The sequence below is a fragment of the Alkalicoccus luteus genome (assembly GCF_052061695.1).
Lineage (GTDB): Bacteria > Bacillota > Bacilli > Bacillales > Salisediminibacteriaceae > Alkalicoccus > Alkalicoccus luteus.
In genome coordinates this window covers 219,283-240,383 of sequence record NZ_JBPZEY010000005.1, presented here as the reverse complement: position 1 = coordinate 240,383, position 21,101 = coordinate 219,283, and the positions used below count along the sequence as shown (strand labels likewise).

Sequence of the window (21,101 nt, the reverse complement as noted above, 5' to 3'; positions counted from 1 at the left end):
AAACGTTCAACTTTTTTTGACCGCAGTCAGCAGCAATAGAAAGAAATGCTTGCGGTGGTAACCTGTCTCCCTTTTCATCAGACATTTGCCCTGAATCGTTAAAATAATCTGACTAATCGACGATAGTAACCGTAGGGCATGTAAAAATGTAAGTCAAAAGTCTTGTAGAGGGGGAGATCAGGTGAAGTTTTATGATCGGATCGCGAATCGAATCTTTATGGTTGTGGTGGTGCTGATTGTGGCAGCGGTCGGTATTCTTGGAGTGACAAGCTACGGTCTTGCCAAGCATTATTTAACGGAGGCAGGCGAGCGGGATTTGCAGGTGCGGGTGGAATCAGCAGGGGAGCTGATGGAATCGCTGCACGAGCAGGTGGAGGCGGGGCAGCTTTCTCTCGAGGAGGCGCAGGAAGAGGCTCGCGTCCGCATTGCCGGACCTGTAACCGGGACGGATGATGAAGGAGACGTGCTTCGCGACTTTCAGGCGAGTTCGTTTACATATGGTAATGAGGGCTATTTTTACAGCTTTTTAAATGACGGGGAAACGGTGATGCACCCGATCGGCCGTGAAGGGGAAAACATGTTTGACGTGCAGGATCATGACGGCACGTTTATGATACAAGGGTTGATTCAGGCCTCACAGCAGAGCGAGACGGACAGCCGCTACTACCAGTATATGTGGCTGAATCAGGGTGAAACCGAGGCGCGGGAAAAATATGCGTACATGAGCACGTTTGAGCCGTGGGGCTGGCACTACGGGCTTGCCGCCTACAGTGAAGAGTTTTACGGTGCAGCGGCGGTGATCGGCTGGACGGCCGTTGCTGCTGGAGCTGGAGCTGTGCTTTTGAGCGGGATCGTGCTCTTTTTCATGCTGAACCGCATCAGCCGGCAAATCAACGCAGTGAAACGTGCGGCAGAACAGGTAGCGGACGGGGACATAAGCGCTGAACCGCTGCGTGTGAAAGGGCGCACCGAAACAGCGCTTTTAGCGGCATCGATCAACTCGATGCAGGAAAAATTACGTTCTATGATCATCAACATTCAGGAGAAGTCGAGCCAGGTTGCGGCATCTTCGGAGGAGCTGACCGCAAGCGCTCAGGAAAACACGTCGTCCAGTGAGCATACAGCGCATGAGGTGCAGGGGGTTGCGGAGATTGCCGAGAACATGCACGAAAGCGCTGCTGCGAGCATGGAGGCGGTAAATGTTCAAGGGCACGAGCTGCTGGAAGTAAAAGAGGCGGCTGTAAGTCTGAAGGAAAAGTCGGACGAGTCGGTGGCGGTTTCGAAGGAGGGGGCAGCTTCATCAGAGGAAACGGGGGCAAAGATAGCCGGCATCAAAGACGCTGTTGATGAGACGATGGCGGTCATTCACCGGCTGGAATCACGGTCAAATGAAATCAACGATATCATCCGGGCCATGACAGATATCAGCGATCAGACGAATTTACTCGCGCTGAACGCGTCCATAGAAGCAGCGAGAGCAGGCGAATACGGGCGCGGGTTCGCAGTCGTAGCTGATGAAGTGCGCAAGCTGGCCGAGCAGTCCGGGCGTTCCGCTGATAAAATCAGGGGCATGATCACGGACGTGCAGGAGGATACGCACTCGTCTGTCGAGTCGATGCAGCTCGTGAGCCGGGAGGTCGAGGCCGGAGTGGGCTCTGTGGAGGAGATGAAGGAGCTGTTCCGATCGGTGGAGACGATCAATGCTGATGTGGACAGCCACATCTCCAGTGTACTCAGCGTGATCGAATCCATGACGGAAAAAGCAGCGGATTTGAACGGACGGATGGAGGAGTTCTCGTCCTTTGCCGGACAGATGACCGAAAGCACTGGCACGGTTGCTGCGACATCCGAGGAATCGCTCGCCTCGATGAACGAAATTGCGCTCACGTCAGAGGAGCTGAGCACGATCGCGCTTGATTTGCAGGAGGAAATCAGCGGTTTTAAAACGAGTTGAAAAAGATATCGAGGGACCCGGTGACATGCCGGGTTCTTATTTATGTTCGAGGAGGGATAGGAGTTCGCTCATTTGGAGAACACACACGGCCGGACGTTAGTGGTCAACTTTTGCGGCAAAAGCATTAACGTTGAGCGACAATCATCTACGCGCTTCAACTGAAGGCTGATATACCAAAGAAAGCGTGATTTGCGGCGGCAAAACGCTCAGCTATCGTCTGCGAACGTTTACCTTGAACGGGACCCTTGCCTGACAGGGTCCCGTTTCTTTATGTCTAATCCGGCTGGCGTGCTTTCCATTGTCGTCCTTCACTCATTTTCCGACGGTGGCCCGGTGTTTGCCGATTTGATCGGCCATGTCGGTAATCGTGCGTTTTTTTTCTCGATTTGCTTGGCAATATCCTGCTTGCAGGAAAGCGGCACGTACTTTGACATGACGTCACGTCCGTTGTTCACTGCCTGTACGAGCTGGTGCTTTGCCGGCTGATGCGTCGGGCGACATAGCGTGCCGTGTAAAAGGAAGCCGAGACAGTCACGGTAAACAGCAGTGCAGCGAGTGCCGAAAGTGCGGCCATGACAACGTAAAAAACGGTGTCACGCACCATTGCCGGATCGCTGGTGACGGACAGATAGCCGAAGGTGACGACAGTGAAAAAGAAAAACATGGCGATATGTATGCCGATCGCGAGACGGTACGGTTCCATCAATCTGCTCCTTTCATTGAGTCCTTCCTTCCAGTTTACAGGAGAAGTTGGAAAACGAAAACGGTTTTTAGCCAGTTGAACAACGTTTGTGGCGCAGATTGTCGAATGTTTTTGTAAAATCACGGCAACATGTTTCAGTTCCGTGGTCAGGCGGGAATGAGCCCGTCAGAATCGATAGAGGTGCCTGGGCGAGATCTGGCGCCATTGGAAGAGGAGGCTTACCGATGATGCTGCTCCAGCTGCTGCCGGCGTCGCTCAGAAAATACGTTACGATGTCGCGGCGCGAGCGGAAGCATGAAATCCAGTCCACGCTCTGGTATATGCCGCTGCTTTACGTATCCTTATCCGTTTTTCTCGTTGTATTTGCACTGTTTTTAGATATTCAGCTGGACATTGAAAGGCAGCTGCCTCCGATCGTATCCATTACAGCTGAAACAACGCAGATGCTCGTCAGTACGCTTATCGGTGGTATTCTCACACTGAGCGCGTTCACGCTGAACTCCCTGCTCGTCGTGCTGACGACGTTCAGCGGGCAGTTTTCACCGCGGATGCTGTTAAATTTCGTGGCCGATCGCCGTACCCAGCACGCGCTCGGCGTATTTAACGGAAGCTTCGTATACGTACTGCTCGTGTTTTTATTTATCGGCAGCACCGAGCGGGAAAATTTTGCAGCTGTGCCGATCACGACGATTTTTCTCGCTTTTTTAACGGCCATGACGTTTATTTATTTTATTAACCATGCGACGACGTGGATGCAGGTGCACAACATCACGAATACGATGAAGGAAAATTCACAACGGATCATCAAAGACACGCTGAGCCGGGAGCTTGAGGTGTACCGTGCGGAGACGTCAGGAGACATGAAGCTTGAATATGAAGAAGATACTGTGCGCGTACAGGCGAAAAAGAGCGGCTACGTGCAGCTTGTGGACTACCGCAAAATGCTTGAGCAAGCGCGGCGTGATGACATCATCGTGCAGTTTCACCGACGCATGGGCGAATACGTGCTGGCTGGAAATGAACTGTTCAGCTACTGGGGCCCGGGTGCAGAGAATGTGGAGATGGATGACTACTCGAGGATGGTGCAGATCGGTCATAAGGAGCTCGAGCTGCAGGATCTGCAGATGGGCATGTACAAGCTTTCCGAGATTGCGATCAAATCGATCGGCAACAAGGATCCGAAAACGGCGATGACGACGATGCACCAGATGGCAGAGCTGATGCTGGAAGTGGTGGAGTATATTACATTTACCCCGTACTTACAGGATGAAAATAGGCAGACGCGGATCGTTCTCATGGCGGAATCGTTTGAGTCGTATTTATACAAAGGCTTCGGCTTTATTCGCCATTACGCCGAAGATGATCACGTGCTATTGACGGAGCTGATCAACTGCATGGCAAAAATTGCAGAGTCCCTTGATGAAACGAAGCAGGAGACCATCTGGGCGTTTGCGGCCGATATTTTCCGCCACCAGTCACCGGACCACATGTACCGGCTCGATCTGACGTTTATGCTCGAATCGCTGCAAGTACTCAGCCGCATCACCGATAGCGAGGAAGAGTTCAAGCAGATTGAAGAGCGCATGCAGCCGGTATAGACGGAATGATTCCTATCGACGCCAAACCCGTTTCAGCGCCCTTTTTTAGTGGTACACTGACTGTAAAAGGAGGTTTTGTTGATGAGCCATCATACACATGACAACCATACGCACGAGCATTCCCTTTCCTGCGGACACACGAAAATCCGCCACGGTGATCATATTGATTACGTGCACGACGGACACCTGCATCACAAGCACCAGGAGCACTGGGATGAGTGTAAAATCGGCGTGAGCGATGAGAACCCGGATTCATGTGCGCCGGTGCAGTCGGACTGCGAGCATAATGAAGACTGCGGACACGAACTTGTTCCGCACGGGGATCACTATGATTACCTCGTTGACGGACGCCTTCATCACGTGCACGGCGATCACATTGACGACCACGGACCAGTTGATGTCATTAAGTAAACGAACAGGGAACCTGTCGAAGGTAATCCGGCAGGTTCTTTTTTTCAGTGCGGAAGGACTTGCTGAACAGAGTTTCATAAACGGACAGGCTGTCGGGCAGAAAGTCCTTTATTGACAGAAAAATTTCTGAGGCGGGATAATGAACAAGCGTTCAGTATGTTGAAAAGACGACCTGTTCCGATTATTCTGAAAAAACACCGCGGTGGTGCAGACTATTTCGGAAAAGGGGTTTTTTGATGAAGAAGGTACTTTTCATGACAGCAGCGGCAGCACTTTTTGCCGTGCCAATGAGTGCGGGGGCAGTCAGTCCGCAGGGGGAGACAGAAAAGCAGGAGTATCTGGTGGAGTTTTCAGGTCCGGCTGAAGCAGGGCTGATGCAGGCATTTGGCATCAGTGAGACGGACGTGCTGCATACATACGATCTGTTGGATGTTCAGCTCGTGGAATTGTCCAAGGCACAGGTTCCGCTGCTGGAAAACCATCCGCAGATTGAAGCGGTTGACGAAAATGCGGAAGTGACAACACTCAGTCAGGCGGTTCCCTATGGCATCGATCAGGTGCAGGCAACGGATGCATACGCCCAGGGAATCAGCGGTGACGGCGTCAGCGTAGCAGTGCTTGATACCGGCATTGATGCAGGCCATGAAGACTTGGCAGATAACGTTGTCGGCGGCTATTCGGTTTTCAGCGATGCAGACAACAGCAATCCGTTTTTTGACGGGAACGGTCACGGCACGCATGTGGCGGGCACGGTAGCGGCAGTTGACAACGACCTTGGCGTCATCGGAGCAGCGCCGGATGCGGATCTGTATGCCGTCAAAGTTCTGAGTAACTCTGGCAGCGGCTCCCTTGCCGGCATTGCAGAAGGCATTGAATGGTCGATCGAAAACGATATCGACATCATCAACATGAGCCTCGGCGGATCGTCCGGCTCGTCGGTTTTGGAAAGCTTTACGGATCTCGCTTTTGAAGAAGGCTCGCTCGTCATTGCGGCTGCCGGAAACAGCGGGAACCGCGGCGGTAATAACGACACAGTCGGCTTCCCGGCGAAATACGATTCCGCGATGGCAGTAGCGGCAGTCGATGCAACCAATAACCGGGCGACGTTCTCGAGCACCGGACCGGCGGTTGAAATTTCCGCTCCGGGAGTGGACGTTCTCAGCACGGTTCCGGGAAATGGTTACGCGTCCTTTAACGGAACGAGCATGGCAGCACCGCACGTAGCTGGTGTAGCGGCGCAGGTATGGCAGGCAAAGCCGGAGCTCTCCAGCGCCGAGCTGCGTGATCTGCTAAATGACACGGCGGTTCCACTCGGTGCTTCCCATCAGTACGGAAGCGGACTCGTCCAGTCGCTTGATGCCATTAACGACTAATACAAACAGCAGGCAGGCAGGAGCGGAAGAACCGCTCCTGCCTGTTTTTTTATGCGGCGGTATGTTTCAGGTTATACTGGCAGAGGGAAAAGAGAATTGTCAGGAAAGCGCGTGAAGGCAGTATAACCAAGAGGAGTGATGAAGTGGCGAAGGCAAGCATCAGGATGAACGTGCGCACCGGAGAAATTGAAATTAAAGGCTCGGAGGAGTTTGTCCGTGAACAGATGGAGCAGCTGGACGACCTCGTGGACCGCGTCAGGAGCGGGCCGTCACAGGCTGCCGCGGCAGAATGGCCGCAGCTGCAGCCCGAAGATGATGCGTTCGGGGAATGGCTCTACCAGTTTCACGATGATCTGAAGGACGTCGACAAGGCGCTTGTCGCGGGGAAGTTCATTCAGGAAAAGAGCCAGGAGCGGGTATTTAAGTCGAGCGCCGTGGATGACCTGCTAAAAGACAACGGCATCCGGCTCACCAATCCGTACCGGGCGATCAGCGTCCTGCAAAAGAAAAAGTACATCATCACGATCGGCAAGGACAGCCACTCCAAGCTGTATAAAATATCGCGCGAAGGCGAGCAGCAGCTCGAAAGCCTCGCGCGCACTCCGCCGGGATAAGGCGCCACTCCGTCTGCACGCAGACGGAGCTTTTTTATGCGGGAAAGCAGCTGCCGGCCTATGTTTAGAGCAGATGAAATTAGCTGACGCCGAGCCTCACGTTGCAATTAGGCGGTGTTTATTGCCCGTCCATGACCTTGTGGCTACGCTGCCGAATAGCCTTCACTACATGAAAAAAGCTGCCTCCCATCAGTTGGGAGACAGCCTTCCTCATTAAGAGCGTGCTGTTTTTGGCTTTCCGAAAAGCAGAGCGCCGCCGATGCCGGCTGCAGCGAGGGCGATCCAGATGGAGAACGGTACGCCAGCTGCTGTGTCAGGCAGTTCGTCGCCTTCGAACTGGTAGTTGTCATATGTGGTGCTACCCGCATCAATCACGCGGATGTCGATTCCGTGCGGATCGGTGCCGTCGATGCCGGTAAAGTCAATCGTATGGGCGATTTCCAGCGTTTCCACGTCAATGACGGAAATGCCAGGAGAGTCGCCAGCCATGTCATGCGTGCCAGTTGCAGGCTCTGGTCCGCGAAGCGTCACGTAGAAGTATTTGTTATCCGGTGACGTAACGGCTAAGTCCGGTGCATCTCCGACAAATTCCTGTTCTGCTACAATTTCTTTTGTTTCGGTATCGATGACGGTCAGGCTGTCCGATACGCGGTGAACGGTGTACAGATACTTCCCGTCTGTTGTGAAGTTTTTGCCGTGGGTATCGAGACCACCTGCATCAGCTTTATGGATCATTTCGTCTGTTTCCGTATCAAATACGTAAAAGTAGCCGTCATCCACAGAGCCGGAGTTCGCGTACATTTCCGATCCGTCCGGTGAAAGAAGCGTGCCGCAGCCGTGAGGATGAACATCCTCTTTACCAAACTGCTCGATCACTTCAAGCTCCTCGGTATCGACAACGACGAGTCCGCCGCCGCCAATCGTTACGTAGGCTTTGCTGCCGTCTGCGTTAAAGTCGAGGCAGATCGGCCGGTGATCCGGAAATTCATCTTCGTTTTGCAGAGAGTCCACCTGCGTTAAATCCAGGTCCTGAACGACCTCGTATTCCCCGTTTTCATGATCAAGGGAAATTTGCGACAGGCTCTCGCCAGGCGTGTTGGCGACGAGCACGGTTTCCCCGTTTGGATTTGGAACGGCAGCGTGAGCACCTTCATCTGTTTCAATTGTTCCAACGACTTCCCGGCTCTCCCCGTGAATGACGGAGACGGTACCGCTGCCCATGTTAGCTGCATACGCGTATTCGTAGTCATCATCAAAGAGCAGCATGTGTGGATTTTCACCCACATCGCTAAAGTCAATCGTATCAATTTCTTCGTGATCCTCGTTATAAATATGGATCGTGTCGGTACCTTGATCGGCCATCCACACTTCGTACTGGGCATCACTCTCCGCTGCTGCAGGCGTCGCACCTGCAATCAGCAGAACTCCGCCTAAAAGGCCGGCTGTCCATTTCTTCATAAAGAACTCCCCCTTAATAGTAGTTAAAACATATCAACTTAATCGGTTATATAGACTTTATCAGAATTTTTCATATGATTCAAGCAAAGTTCTAAATTACCTTTCCGGTCCCGAGCATAAAGTAGCAGGGAATCGATTCCTTATTCAGTGCATGCGCGTGCACAACTAGTCAGGTTGACCTGAATTTTATAAAATACACTAAGCCGAAAGCATATTTATACCGGATTGTGTTGAATTGTCAAAAAATATACGATACGCTAATAGGCAAAGAAAGCGCTTGCAAATCATTCTGAAAAAGAATATACGGCTGCGCTTTTATTTATGGCGTTAGTGCAAACGTTTTCGCAACTTGCACAACGTTGCACGTCCGGATTCAAAACGTGCAGGAAGGGGCTGAGTAAGACGACAGGTACAGGGTCACTTATTCACGAGGGGAGAGAAGAGCGTGTATAAACGAAGAACGAAACGAATGGCAACGATGATGGCCGGGGTGATGGGACTAAGCGTATTCTCGTCATTTGCACCGGCAGTGACAGCAGAAGAGAGTACAGAGGACACGAACAGCCTTCGCGTCCATTACGACTATGGGGATCTCGACGTAGCGGAACTTGGACTGTGGTTTTTTGGAGAAGGTGTAGAAGAAATGCCTGGCGAATGGCCGGAAGGAAAGTGGTTTTCGGACTACGGGACGACCGACTACGGCGCCTACGTTGACATAGAGTTTGAAGAAGGAACTGAAGAATTAGGCCTTGTTATCAATAACCGCGACGGAAATAATGTGTCAGAAGATGATATTACAATCGACATCCTCGCAGAAGAAATGGACGAGGTGTGGATTTCACACGATGAGCACGTATATTACTACGAGCCGATTGAGTTTGATGATCAGGTAAGGCTCCATTACCAGCCGGAAGGTGATACGGTTGAGCCGATGGGCTTCTGGGGCTGGGGCGGTGTAGCGCATTCCTTTGATGATTGGCTGGATGACGCGCTGCGTTTTTCTGACGATCAGACCGGAGAATACGGCTCTTATATTGATATAGACGTTGAGTCAAGCGCTAATGGATTTGGCTTTCTGTTAGTTGATACGGAGACGGGTGACCAAACGGACGATCTCAACTTCAACGAGCGCGACGTGCACAGCCAGATCTTTATGCGTGAAGGAGACGATACGGTTTACACGAATCCGTACTACGTGGCACACGAAGAGGAAGAGCGTGAGTATAGGGAAGGCGAGTACGACATTGCCGTTTCCGGGTCGGCTGACGGTGCTTTTCATTATGATGAAAACGCGATCGTGGACATCGACATCGAGAACAACAGCGATGTGGAAATAGACGAGCTATCAATTGACGCAAGCCAGCTTGGCGGAAGCAGCGAGCTGAATGTCTCAACGGAATTAAACCGCGTGACGATCGCAGCGACCCATGACACGGAGCCGGGCACGTACGAGCTGCCGATTCGCGCAGTTGACGAAGAGGGCGGCGTGTACGAGGGCAGTGCAACGGTTGAAGTAGCGGCACGTGAGAAAGCAGAAGGCGAGTTTGACTGGGACGAAGCGATGATTTATTTCATGCTGACAGACCGTTTTTACGACGGCAACCCGGACAACAACGATCCGTACGGACTGGACTACAGCCAGTACGATGACGAGAATCCGCGAGGCACGTACCAGGGCGGCGATTTTGCCGGTGTCACGCAGAACCTGGACTACCTGGATGATCTCGGCGTTAACACAGTCTGGATCACGCCGATCGTGGAAAACATCGCACATGACGTGGAGTGGGATGCAGAAGCTGGAAACTATTTTGGCTACCACGGCTACTGGGCAAGCGACTTTGAAGAGCTAAATCCGCACCTCGGGACGCTCGAAGAATTTCACGAGCTGATCGACGCAGCGGCAGAGCGTGACATGAAAATCATGGTCGACGTTGTGCTGAACCATCCTGGTTACGGAGTGAAAGCAGAAGATGCGCTGCCGGAAGACGAAGCGCCGGACGGCTATCCGGATGAGGAGATTGTCGAACGTTTTGACGGCATGATCCGTGATAACCCAGGCAGCGATGATTTAACGATGGAGCTTGCCGGCCTGCCGGACTTTGAAACGGAGAATCCGGAAGTACGTGAGCAGCTCGTCGACTGGCAGACAGCGTGGCTCGACCGTTCGACGACAGAAAATGGAAACGCGATTTCCTACTACCGGGTCGATACGGTCAAGCACGTCGATGACACGACGTGGCAGCACTTTAAAAATGAACTGACAGAAAAAGATCCGTCCTTTAAGATGATCGGTGAATCGTGGGGCGCAGGTCAAAACAACGACCACGGTTACCTGCGGACGGGAACGATGGATTCCCTGCTCGACTTTGAGTTTAAAAACAGCGCCCGTGACTTTGCACGCGGTGATATGGAATCCGTGAACAATGATTTGATTGAACGAAATGAAGGCATGGACAGTGCTGCGCTTCTCGGACAGTTTCTTGGCAGCCATGATGAGGAAGGTTTCCTCTACAATCACGGCGAAGAGGCGCTGATGATTGGCTCTGCATTGCAGATGACAGCAAAAGGGCAGCCGGTGATCTACTACGGTGAGGAGCTCGGGCAGTCGGGCGACGATAACTGGCCGGAGTATGACAACCGCTATGACTTTGCCTGGAATGACGTGGAAGGCAATCCGTTCCACGAGCATTACACAAAGCTGCTTGATTTCCGAGGCGAGCATTCGGAGCTGTTTGCCCGAGGTACCCGCTCGGAAACCGCAGGATCTGACGATGAAGGCTACCTCGTCTTTGAGCGCGCCTACGAAGGAGAAAATGTTTTCGTCGGACTGAACACCGCAGACGATGCACAGGAAGTGACGCTGAATACGACGGAAGCAGATACAGTCGTCACGGATGCGTATTCCGGTGAAAGCGTCACGGCAGATGACGGAACGCTCACGATGACGATTCCGGCACCTGCGGACGGCGGAACGGTTCTTTTGACGACAGAAAATGGCACGATCACAGACGGTGAAGGTGCGGACACACCATCTGAAGACAGCGACATTCCGGAGGATCACCTGCGCGTACACTTTGATGCGGGTGACAGAAACATTTCATCTCTCGGCGTCTGGTACTGGGACGGCGCTGCGGTTCCATCTGAAGAGAATGCAAGCTGGCCTGGCGAGCAGCGCTTCAGTGAAGATCGCATGTCCGACTTCGGTCCTTATTACGACATTGAGCTTGAGCCGGGTGCAGACCGTCTCAGCATGCTCGTGAACAACACCGGCGGCGAAAACATCACCGGTGACGTGAACGTCGATCTGATTCACGAAGACATGAATGAAATCTGGATGTACGAAGACGGCAGTTATTCGCTTGCGGAACCGGCTGACATCGGCGACGATGAAGTGCGGATTCATTACTATAGCGAAGACAGCTACGACTATGACAGCATCTGGCACTTTGAAGATACGCTGAGCCCGTCTGACGACTGGCCTACAGGTGCAACGCCGTTTGCCGGCGAAGGCCGCTACGGTCTGTATGCCGATATTGAGCTTGCCGAAAATGCAGAAGAAATCGGCTTCCTGTTTTTAAATCAGGAATCTGGAGATCAGTCGGCAGACATGAGCTACAGCGATCTGGAGCGATCCAACCAGATTTTTGTGAAAGCAGGCACCGATCAGGCATTTAACAACCCGTACTACGTCATGATGGACGGCGTGCAGAGCGCCGAAGTCGTGTCAGATGAGCGGATTGAAGTCCGCTTCAGCGGCACGGGCGGTCTGACGGAAGAGCAGCTTATGGAAGAACTGACAATTACAGACCGCAACGGAGAGGCTGTTTCCTTTGATAGCGTGACAATCGACAGCGATACAGTTGTCTCCCTGCACGGATCGTTTGATCTGGAACAAGCGCCGTTTACGATTACGTTTAACGAACGTACAGCACAGGCGATTATCGGCTGGCAGCTGAAAGATGAGCTTTACAGCTATGACGGTGATCTCGGTGCCGAGCTGCACGAGGATGGCTCCGTTACGCTGAAAGTATGGTCGCCAAGCGCAGATGACGTCTCCGTTCGTCTCTATGACAAAGACGATCAAGACAATGTCATCGGTGATGATGTGGCGATGGAGCGTCAGGACAGAGGCGTCTGGGAAGTGACGCTTGATGAAAGTACAACAGGCGTGTCGGATCATACCGGTTACTACTATCACTACATGATTGAGCGTGACGGGGAAACCGTTGAAGCGCTTGATCCATACGCACCGTCGATGGCAGCCTGGGACAGCGGCGCTGATGATGCCTATATCGGCAAAGCAGCGATTGTCGATCCATCTGCGATCGGACCGGATCTCGATTTCGCCGAGATTGACGGCTTTGAAAAGCGCGAGGATGCGATCATTTACGAGCTGCACGTCCGTGATTTCACGTCTGACCCGTCTATTGAAGACGAGCTGGACAGTGAGTTCGGAACGTTCTCAGCGTTCGCAGAGCGGCTCGACTATCTGGAGGAGCTTGGCGTAACACACGTACAGCTGCTTCCGGTGATGAGTTATTTCTTCTCCAATGAATTTGCGGCAGATGAGCGGATGCTTGATTATGCATCGACCCAGACGAACTACAACTGGGGCTACGACCCGCACAGCTATTTCTCGCTGACGGGCATGTATTCTGAAGATCCGGAAGATGCAGAAAAGCGGATCGAAGAATTTAAGAATCTGATCCATGAAATCCACGAACGCGATATGGGTGTGATCCTCGATGTGGTTTACAACCATACGGCCCGCGAGCACATTTTCGAGGACCTGGAGCCAAACTACTACCACTTCATGGACGCTGACGGCACGTCCCGCATCAGTTTTGGCGGCGGACGTCTCGGCACGACGCATGAGATGTCACGACGAATTCTGGTCGACTCGATCATGTACTGGGTTGAAGAATTTAAAGTGGACGGCTTCCGTTTTGACATGATGGGCGACCACGATGCCGAGAGCATTCAAATCGCCTATGACAAAGCGAAGGAAGTGAATCCGAACGTCGTTATGATCGGCGAAGGCTGGGTGACGTACGTCGGAGATGAAACTGATCCGGACGTGCAGCCGGCTGACCAGCAGTGGATGCAATATACGGAAAGCGTCGGGTCTTTCTCAGATGACTTCCGTAATGAGCTCAAGTCCGGCTTCGGCAGTGAAGGCGAGCCGCGCTTTATTACAGGCGGCGCGCGTGATATTGAGCGGATTTACAACAACGTAACGGCGAATCCGTCCAACTTTACGGCAACGAACCCGGGTGACGTCGTTCCATATATCGCAGCGCACGACAACCTGACGCTGCACGACGTGATTGCCCAGTCGATTCAAAAAGATCCAAAAGACCATCAGGAGGAAATTCATCAGCGCATCCGTTTAGGAAATGCGATGGTGATGACGGCGCAGGGCACAGCCTTCGTGCACGGCGGTCAGGAATTTGGCCGGACGAAGCAGTTCCGTGACGATGACTTCATCGGACCGGTAGCGGAGGAAGATGCACCGTACAAGTCGACATACATGGAGGATGCAGACGGCAATCCGTTTGAATATCCATACTTTATCCATGATTCGTACGATTCCACTGATGCAATCAACAAGTTTGACTGGGAGCTCGCCACGAACGAAGAGGCGTACCCGCTGAACAGTATGACGCGTGAAATGATGACCGGTATGATCGAACTGCGCCGTTCCACGGATGCGTTCCGTCACGGCACGATGGATGCGATCGATGAGCACGTGTCCTTCATCGACGCACCGGAAATCGGTGACGAAGATCTTCTGATCGGCTACCGGGCGGAAGATTCAGAATCTGATGCAGCGTACCACGTTTTCATTAACGCAGACGACAGTGAGCGCACGCTGACGCTCGACATGGATCTGACGGACGGCATCGTGCTTGCGGATGCAGACGAAGCCGGTGTGACAGAAGTCGCGGAGCCGAACGGCTTTAACCTGACGGAAGAGTCGCTGACGATCGATCCGCTCACAGCGGTCATCGTGCAGACTGGCGGCGAAGAGCCGGCTGATGAGCTCGATCCGGAAGAGAGAAAGCTGCAGCAAATGCAAGAGCTTTCTGGAAAAACGGATGCGTATATCGATGAGGGCTATATTAGCGGCCCGATGCGCGGACAACTTTCCAATACGGCAAGACAAGCTGTGCACCATCAGGAAGCAGGACGATCTGATCAGGCACGTTCCTTTACGGAGCGCTACGTTGACAGGCTGAACTCCAGCCAGGCAGAGCGTCATGTCGAGGAAGAAGCAAGACAGGAGCTGAAGGAGCAGGCAGAACGCATCCTCAGCGACGAAGACTGATATCTATTCCCCCCCCCACTAAATAGATAGACGAAGGCCCTCCGTATTGATGCGGAGGGCCTTCTCGTGCGTGTGCCCGGCAGTCTGGTGGTGGAAGCTCTTACGTCAACACAGCGCTAAGCTTCCCTGCGGCATGGAAAAGCGTTGAACGCTGTCTCAATCGAACACAACAGTAGGTCGGCGTTACGCCACGCAACAGATCGGAATAACGGTGAGAACGTCTTTCGCATCTTTTATTGTTCCTGATCACGATGCAGCGAGAACATGCAGCCGGAACTGCTGCATGCCAAAAAGCAAAACGCTCTTATTAGAAAAGAATCTTTTGCCTGACTAGTGTTGACGTAGGGCGATCTGCAATCAGCTGCTCAATGTTTTGCATCCCTTTCACTTTGCGTCAGAGAAAACGGACAAGCTGCGGATACCCGACTATCGTAATTTCTGCGCTGTGAAACATACGTACATGTATGGTGAGTGAGCCATTTTGCATAAAAAACTAGATAAAAGTCCTGTTATGAATCATGGAAATGAAGCTGTGAATCTGATTTAATATAATTAGAAGAGGTGATCATACAAATGAAATGGGTCTATATTCATCGTCAAGCGTGCCGGGCGCTTGATTGCAAGCTCGCCGAAGACGTTTATTCGAAACATAAAACGCTTCTGCTGAAAGAGGGAACCGTCGTCACAGCAGCTCACATCCAGCTGCTTTTTCAGCATGGCATCAGCCGGATTGCCGTTGGAGGCCAAGCGTCGGTGCTGGAGCAGCTTGAACAGAAGTGGGAAGGGCGGTACAGCCGTTTCGTACAGGCATACAGACAGCAATTTGAGGAAATCAAGCGGGTATTTGCGGCGGCAGCAGATGGGACTGATATCGATTTGACAGCATGTTCGGATCAATTTGAAAAGCTCGCAGAAGAGGCGCTTGCAAGCGGTTCGATGCTGGTTGTGTTGCAGCAGCTTCAGGGGCACAGCGATTATACATACCGACACAGCATTCACGTCGGCATGCTTTCTGCCCTGATCGCCCGGCTGGCTGATTTTCCGCACGATTTGGTGATGGAGATCGGTAAAGCGGGACTTTACCATGATATCGGCAAGCTGCAAATTGCGAAAGAAATCATTCAAAAGCCGGCTAAGCTCACGCCGGAAGAATTTGAGAAAATGAAGCAGCACCCGCAGCTCGGCGTGGCACTTCTCAAAAAAAACGGAGAGGTGCCGCGCATGATTCACGACGGTGTCCTCGATCATCATGAGCGCGTGGACGGCAGCGGGTATCCGCGGGGGCTTCAAGGAGAAGACCTATCTGCAGCAGGTTTAATCGTAGCCGTAGCCGACGTGTTTGACGCGGTCTCTTCCGACCGCAGCTATCAGAAAAAATCGTCTCCATTCAGAGCGCTGCGAATTGTGACAGAGGATATATTCTCCGGCAAGCTGTCGAGTCGGTTTGGATTGCCGTTTACGGCACAAATGCTGCAGCTGTATACGGGGGCAGATGTTTATTTATCAGACGGACGCCTCGGAACGATTATTCAATTGTTTCCTGACGACTTGGAGCATCCGCTTGTACTTGTCGGACAGGACGCCTTCAACCTGCGCGGGAGCGGACTTGCCATCCTGGACGTAGCGGACCGGCGATCGTGGGAAAAGTGAGAAAATAGCAAATCCGGAAAAACGGGCTGACAGCAGTAAAAGAGAGTGCTATACTTTACGAAGTGATGCGGTGTTCAGGAAGAACTTCCCTTCAAGTTCGGAAGAGCGGGCACCGGGGAGGCAGATCCGAAGGGATAGACCAGCACCAATGACCGTTATTAATATCCTCTTTACACGCTGCCGACATACATAAGCATACAGCCAGTACATACAGCCGCTTCCCCGGAGTTCTTCCTGAGCAGCCGCATGAAAAGACCGCCATAGTGGCGGTCTTTTTTCGTCCCATTGCAAGGCAGGCCCAGTATAAACATATCGACTTAAAAGAGAGCAGCTTTGCCCGGTCCCGGGGAAGACGGAAGAGGGAGATCGAGCGGAGACAGGCGCTTCTGGATGGCTACCACTCCAGCTTCTGCTCACGGGCGAGCGTCCGTAATTTCTGCAGGGCCTGCTTGCGCCAGCCTTTTACCGTATGGACGGAGACTCCCATGCGTTCGGCAATTTCACTCGGCCCGCTTCCTTCCATGACATAAAGGCGAAGCCAGTCCATTTCGCGTCCGGACAGCGGGAGGGACTGGAGAAAACTGAGCAGGCAGATGAGCCCTGCTGTATCCTCCTGATCCGGAAGCAGGTGATCGTTTTCCAGCATGACCGACCGCTCTCGCCGGCGGTTTTGCCGCGTCAGCTCCTGCTGGATCCGGCCGTACACATAGCTTTTCGCAAGCGGCGCAAACGGTCCATTTTCCGGATTATATTTCTCCCACGCCTCATGCAGCGCAATTCGTCCGATCTGTTCAAACTCCTCCAGCTCCCCATAGAGCCGCCAGCGGCTGATGCATCCTTTAATCATTGGCATAAACTGTTCCAGTACGTCGTCAAACTGCATGCTGCACAACCAGTGGAAGGTGCGCACCTTCAAGTATTCCGCGGTACACCCAGTGTAGGCGGAAATAAAAAGCAATTCTTCCCGGTGAAGAGGGAGTTTGTCTGGTGAAACGTCATGAATCTGGAGGTGTAACATCACGTTAATTAGGTAATTGAAAGAAAAATTAGAAAAAATATGAAAAATGAATTGATATTCATTTTTTGATCGTATATGATAAAAAAGAAGCAAAATTAGTCATAAAGTCTTGGGTTAATTTGCTTTGAGCAAGAAAGAAAAACGGGCTCCTGAGGACGGGAGGCGTGACCGAGGAAAGGAATGAGGCACGAACCAATCGTTTAATTTGCTGTCTCCACTTCATTTTATCATCACACTTTGTATGCAGCTATTAATCAAACAGGGAGAGTAGACGATGAAGACGAACAGATATAGGATTACATGTGATACTCAGATGCTGACACCTGCCGTACACGAGCAGGGAGGCACCATCGTTCAGGAAACAACACGAACGCTCCACGTCTACCAGACGCCTCTGCAGATTATTGAGGAGAACTGCTGGCGCCAGGGGTATGCCACGTATAAAGGCAGGATCGATGCTGCCCGTAACATGCTTAATTATCAAAAGCGGGTGCCCGTCGTTATTAACGGGAGAGATACCGCCTGTTTTCCAACCCATTCCCCCAATCGGCATGAGTGTGCCTGGGTGTTTACGTCTCACATTTCCATGTTTACAGAAGAGCCGCTGCCTGAAAAGCTGGCTACAGCTATCACATGGAACGGAACGCGGATGCCGCTGAATATCTCCTTGCACACCGCCGAAAAACAGTTCAATCGAACCAATAATCTGCTTCGCTTTATGCAGTCGTCACAAGCGGCAAATTAAACAGACAGAAAAACCGTTCCCGTTATGTAAGGGGAACGGTTCTTTTTTGCTGAAAAGAGAGAGTCTTTGGCCGGCCATCCCTTAGTTGCAGAATCAACTGCATCATATGAAACAAGAGTCGTTATTGGCCGTTAACACGGAAAATGGTTTCCTGTACAGTTTAAAAGGAAATAGTTGGATATCTCTTCTAATAAACAAATCTAAGGAAGCTGCCAAAAACACGCACGAGTAAGTAGCAAGGTTGTCACTTGACAGAAAGTATGTTAATTAATTTTGGAGGTGTACCGTGAAAGAGAGACTATACATTACATCGATTATTATTCTCCTACTAGTCACTTCTTTCGTTAGCTATCAGTGGTACGATGCTCATCAAAGCGAAATGGACAGGAAGGAGCTTCATGATGCAAATCGAGTCCATCAGTTTAGTTTTCACATGGAGCTTTTCAGTCTTGCCATTGAAGAGGAAGACTTCGAGATATTTCACAGTGCAATCAACGCATCGCGGCACTATGCGCTTTTGTATGACGAAGAATCAAGCGAACTGGTCGGGAGCATTTTAGCACTGCTGGAAGAGGTACGCGCTTTACTAGACAGTGGAGAAAAGATGGATGACTTACATGTGATCGCTTCTGCATTAGAGGAAATAAAAAAACAGGATGAACAAATCATTTTTGAAAGTGACGGTTCCTCCGTTGAAGGTGCCAGAGAGCTGCTTCGCGAGTACAAAAGCATGCTGCAAAACCATTTATAACGGCTTCGTTGAAATCTATTCGGTATTTGTCGAAGCGGAAAAGCCCCCAACTACTTCTGAAAAGAAGCGGCTGAAGGCTTTTTAGTTATAATTCCATGTGTCGTTTTAGTTCAGAGGAGATCCGTTCCTGTTCGGCTTCATCGACTATGAAATACCAGACGCCCTCGATCGTATCTCCTGTCCCTTCAATCGCAAGCTGTTCCTTCGTATCAAGCGCGGGACGGTAATGCTGAAACAGTGTCGTGACGTCCCCCATATCCATGTTTGTGCGGATATGATCGCCGGCAATATCGAGAAAACCGGGAATTTTGGTGATCGACTGAATCGACGCAGCCTCCTGCAAGAGGCCCTGGATGACTAGCTGCTGCCGGTCGTTACGACCTAAATCACCGCGGGGGTCCTCGCTCCGCATCCGCGTATAGGCAAGTGCCTGTTCCCCGTCCAAGTGCATTTCCCCTGTCCGAAAAACGTGTTCGTTATACTGAAAGTCAAGCTCGTTTTGCACGGTAACTCCGCCGACGAGGTCAATCATTTCCTGAAAACCGGTCATGTTGACAGAAAGCACGTGATCGATTGGAATATCAAGAAAGTGTTCGACGGAAGCCGCCGTCATTTCTTCACGTCCAAACGCATAGGCGTGATTCAGCTTATCGACGGTTCCGTGCCCGACGATGTCGGTGCGCGTATCACGCGGAATGCTGACCATGTAGTACGAGCCCTTGTCTGGATTGAGCGTGACGACGATCATCGTGTCGCTTCGGCCTGCTTCTCCGTCCTCGGCGTCTACGCCGATAAACAAGATGGACAGCGGGTCTCCATCTTGCACTTCCCCGTAGCGGTGGGGAGACTGATAGCGCTCGAGTCCTTCCTGCATCTCGGCAGAAACGGTCCGCTGCAGCGAATAATACAAGTATCCGCCCATTCCAACAACACCAATGACAACGACCAGAAACGGAATGACGAGAAGCAGCATTAGTTTTTTCATCGGACTCCCTCTTTCTCTATAGACTGTGTAATGTTCGTTAAAAAGAACGATTAGTTGTTTTTATTGTATTCGTTATTGCGAACAGAAGCAAGGACTTTTTGACTCAAATTAATGAAAAGCGGGTATAGAATGAGACGAAGGCAGTGCGGCTGCCGGGAAGGCGGTGACGGAGATGGAAGACTGCCCGGTTTGTGGATCGGAACGGAAGGAACGGGTGTGCAGCGGATGCGGGTACGGAAAGAAGAAGACAGCGCAGTGGGTAAGTTTCGGGGCGGTGAGTGCAGGGGTGCTGTTATTTATCGGAGTGCCGCAGCTGCTCTCAGCCGGCAATCCTCCGGAGGAAACCATTGCAGAGCTGGAGGAAGCGGTGCAGCAGGGGGACGTCGAGCGGGTAGCTGCACTAATGGTTATGCAGGGTGGGGAAGAACCGTTCACCGAGGAAGAAGCAGCTCCTGTGACGCTATACTTACAGCAGGAAGGCAGTCAGATTTTTGCTGACCTGTATGAACAGGCAGAGGCAGTAGGAGAAGGTGCGCAAATGGCCGAGGATGAGCCGTGGCGGGTCGTACGGGAAGGTAATTTTTTCTCGAGCTATTCGATTGAAGTAGCGCCGGTGCCGTTTTTTACGACCGGCGGCTTTGTCGGGCTGGAGGTAACGATGGAAAACGGAACTGCTATGACGATATCGGAAGATGTACACGCATTATACGGACCGGTTCTGCCCGGCATTTATGAAGCGGCGCTTTCCTTTGAGGGCGAGTATGCGAGTGTCGACAAGTCAACGGAAGTAACGATTGAAGGTCCGGAGACAGCGGTAGTGGAGCTGGAGCCGGGCGCGGGGCCGCTCGACCTGGAAGTGCCGGACAGTGCGGTGCTGACGATTCGGCGAGAAGGGCAGGAAGTGGACCACCGGCTTTCGACAGAAGCCGTGTTTCCGTTTGATGAAAGCTTTACGATCGAAGCGGCCCGCCAGTTTCCTGACGGCCGTGCAGCAAGTGGAGACACGGTCGTCGTGGACGAAAATCCGGATGTGAGCACGCTGGAGGCTGACGCAGAACTTGCCTCTCATTTAGCCGCGACGTTTGAAGAGTATGTGTGGGGTGTCGCAGCAGCGGAATCGCGAAACGATGAAAATCAGCTCACAAACGTGAAGGATTCCCTTCGCCGTGCGATCGAAGAAGAGATGCGGATCCGGCGGGCGCAAGGGTTTATGCGCAAGACCGATGAGCTGCTGCTGGAAACCGATCCCAAGCAGGCAGAAGTCTTCGAAACAGAAGGTGTCTGGATCGGCCGGGTTCCGTTTCATTTAGAGCGAAACGATACGTGGTACCGGCACGGTGAAGCGGTCGAGCAAAGCAGCTCAGAGCGGACTGGTATTGTACACTTGGAATTTAATGAGGAAACGAAGCGCTGGCTCGTCGGATGGGTCGCAGATCTTGGGCCGGAGTCCTTTCATTCGGACGATCCGCAGCGGCGTGAAGAAGTGTTTGACTGGAGCGGAAGCTAGCGCGTA

14 protein-coding genes are annotated in these 21,101 nt (G+C 52.1%); 10 read left to right on the top strand and 4 right to left on the bottom strand.

What is annotated here, in order from left to right:
- Positions 1-181: 181 nt before the first annotated feature.
- Complete coding sequence (locus ACSZLD_RS08880) at positions 182-1,954, top strand: methyl-accepting chemotaxis protein (RefSeq protein ID WP_444684962.1); 1,773 nt, start codon at positions 182-184, stop codon at positions 1,952-1,954.
- A gap of 451 nt (positions 1,955-2,405) precedes the next feature.
- On the opposite strand, the gene ACSZLD_RS08875 is transcribed toward ACSZLD_RS08880, so the two are convergent.
- Positions 2,406-2,657, bottom strand: a complete 252-nt coding sequence (locus ACSZLD_RS08875; protein ID WP_444684961.1) for a hypothetical protein — start codon at positions 2,655-2,657, stop codon at positions 2,406-2,408.
- A gap of 224 nt (positions 2,658-2,881) precedes the next feature.
- On the opposite strand from ACSZLD_RS08875, the gene ACSZLD_RS08870 reads away from it, so the two are divergent.
- From ACSZLD_RS08870 to ACSZLD_RS08855, 4 genes are all read left to right on the top strand, one after another.
- Positions 2,882-4,255: a DUF2254 domain-containing protein gene (locus ACSZLD_RS08870; protein ID WP_444684960.1), complete on the top strand. Its 1,374-nt coding sequence runs from the start codon at positions 2,882-2,884 to the stop codon at positions 4,253-4,255.
- A gap of 81 nt (positions 4,256-4,336) precedes the next feature.
- Entirely contained in the window at positions 4,337-4,666 is a 330-nt protein-coding gene (locus ACSZLD_RS08865) for a hypothetical protein (protein ID WP_377909514.1), read from the top strand.
- A gap of 236 nt (positions 4,667-4,902) precedes the next feature.
- A complete protein-coding gene (locus ACSZLD_RS08860; RefSeq protein WP_444684959.1) occupies positions 4,903-6,039 on the top strand; it encodes a S8 family peptidase in 1,137 nt (378 codons plus the stop codon).
- 143 nt (positions 6,040-6,182) lie between these two features.
- A complete protein-coding gene (locus ACSZLD_RS08855; RefSeq protein ID WP_377909516.1) occupies positions 6,183-6,653 on the top strand; it encodes a hypothetical protein in 471 nt (156 codons plus the stop codon).
- 213 nt (positions 6,654-6,866) lie between these two features.
- Here the strand turns inward: ACSZLD_RS08855 and ACSZLD_RS08850 are convergent, their stop codons facing one another.
- The gene (locus ACSZLD_RS08850) at positions 6,867-8,111 is read right to left on the bottom strand and encodes a YncE family protein (RefSeq protein ID WP_444684958.1); all 1,245 of its coding nucleotides are present in this window, start codon (positions 8,109-8,111) and stop codon (positions 6,867-6,869) included.
- Positions 8,112-8,556: 445 nt separating this feature from the next.
- On the opposite strand from ACSZLD_RS08850, the gene ACSZLD_RS08845 reads away from it, so the two are divergent.
- Together ACSZLD_RS08845 and ACSZLD_RS08840 are read left to right on the top strand one after the other, a co-directional pair.
- Positions 8,557-14,439, top strand: a complete 5,883-nt coding sequence (locus ACSZLD_RS08845) for a pullulanase (protein WP_444684957.1) — start codon at positions 8,557-8,559, stop codon at positions 14,437-14,439.
- A 573-nt stretch (positions 14,440-15,012) separates the two neighbouring features.
- Positions 15,013-16,089: an HD-GYP domain-containing protein gene (locus tag ACSZLD_RS08840; protein ID WP_444684956.1), complete on the top strand. Its 1,077-nt coding sequence runs from the start codon at positions 15,013-15,015 to the stop codon at positions 16,087-16,089.
- A gap of 394 nt (positions 16,090-16,483) precedes the next feature.
- Here the strand turns inward: ACSZLD_RS08840 and ACSZLD_RS08835 are convergent, their stop codons facing one another.
- Positions 16,484-16,972, bottom strand: coding sequence for a sigma-70 family RNA polymerase sigma factor (locus tag ACSZLD_RS08835; RefSeq protein ID WP_444684955.1), 489 nt, complete (start codon positions 16,970-16,972; stop codon positions 16,484-16,486).
- A gap of 409 nt (positions 16,973-17,381) precedes the next feature.
- Here ACSZLD_RS08835 and ACSZLD_RS08830 point away from each other — a divergent pair, with 409 nt between their 5' ends.
- Both ACSZLD_RS08830 and ACSZLD_RS08825 read left to right on the top strand, forming a co-directional pair.
- Positions 17,382-17,852, top strand: a complete 471-nt coding sequence (locus ACSZLD_RS08830) for a competence protein ComK (protein ID WP_444684954.1) — start codon at positions 17,382-17,384, stop codon at positions 17,850-17,852.
- Positions 17,853-18,138: 286 nt separating this feature from the next.
- Complete coding sequence (locus ACSZLD_RS08825) at positions 18,139-18,603, top strand: hypothetical protein (RefSeq protein WP_444684953.1); 465 nt, start codon at positions 18,139-18,141, stop codon at positions 18,601-18,603.
- Between the two features lie 85 nt (positions 18,604-18,688).
- Here ACSZLD_RS08825 and ACSZLD_RS08820 read toward each other — a convergent pair whose 3' ends face one another.
- A complete protein-coding gene (locus tag ACSZLD_RS08820; RefSeq protein ID WP_444684952.1) occupies positions 18,689-19,588 on the bottom strand; it encodes an LCP family glycopolymer transferase in 900 nt (299 codons plus the stop codon).
- A gap of 172 nt (positions 19,589-19,760) precedes the next feature.
- Here ACSZLD_RS08820 and ACSZLD_RS08815 point away from each other — a divergent pair, with 172 nt between their 5' ends.
- The gene (locus tag ACSZLD_RS08815; protein ID WP_444684951.1) at positions 19,761-21,095 is read left to right on the top strand and encodes a YvbJ-related protein; all 1,335 of its coding nucleotides are present in this window, start codon (positions 19,761-19,763) and stop codon (positions 21,093-21,095) included.
- Positions 21,096-21,101 lie beyond the last annotated feature (6 nt).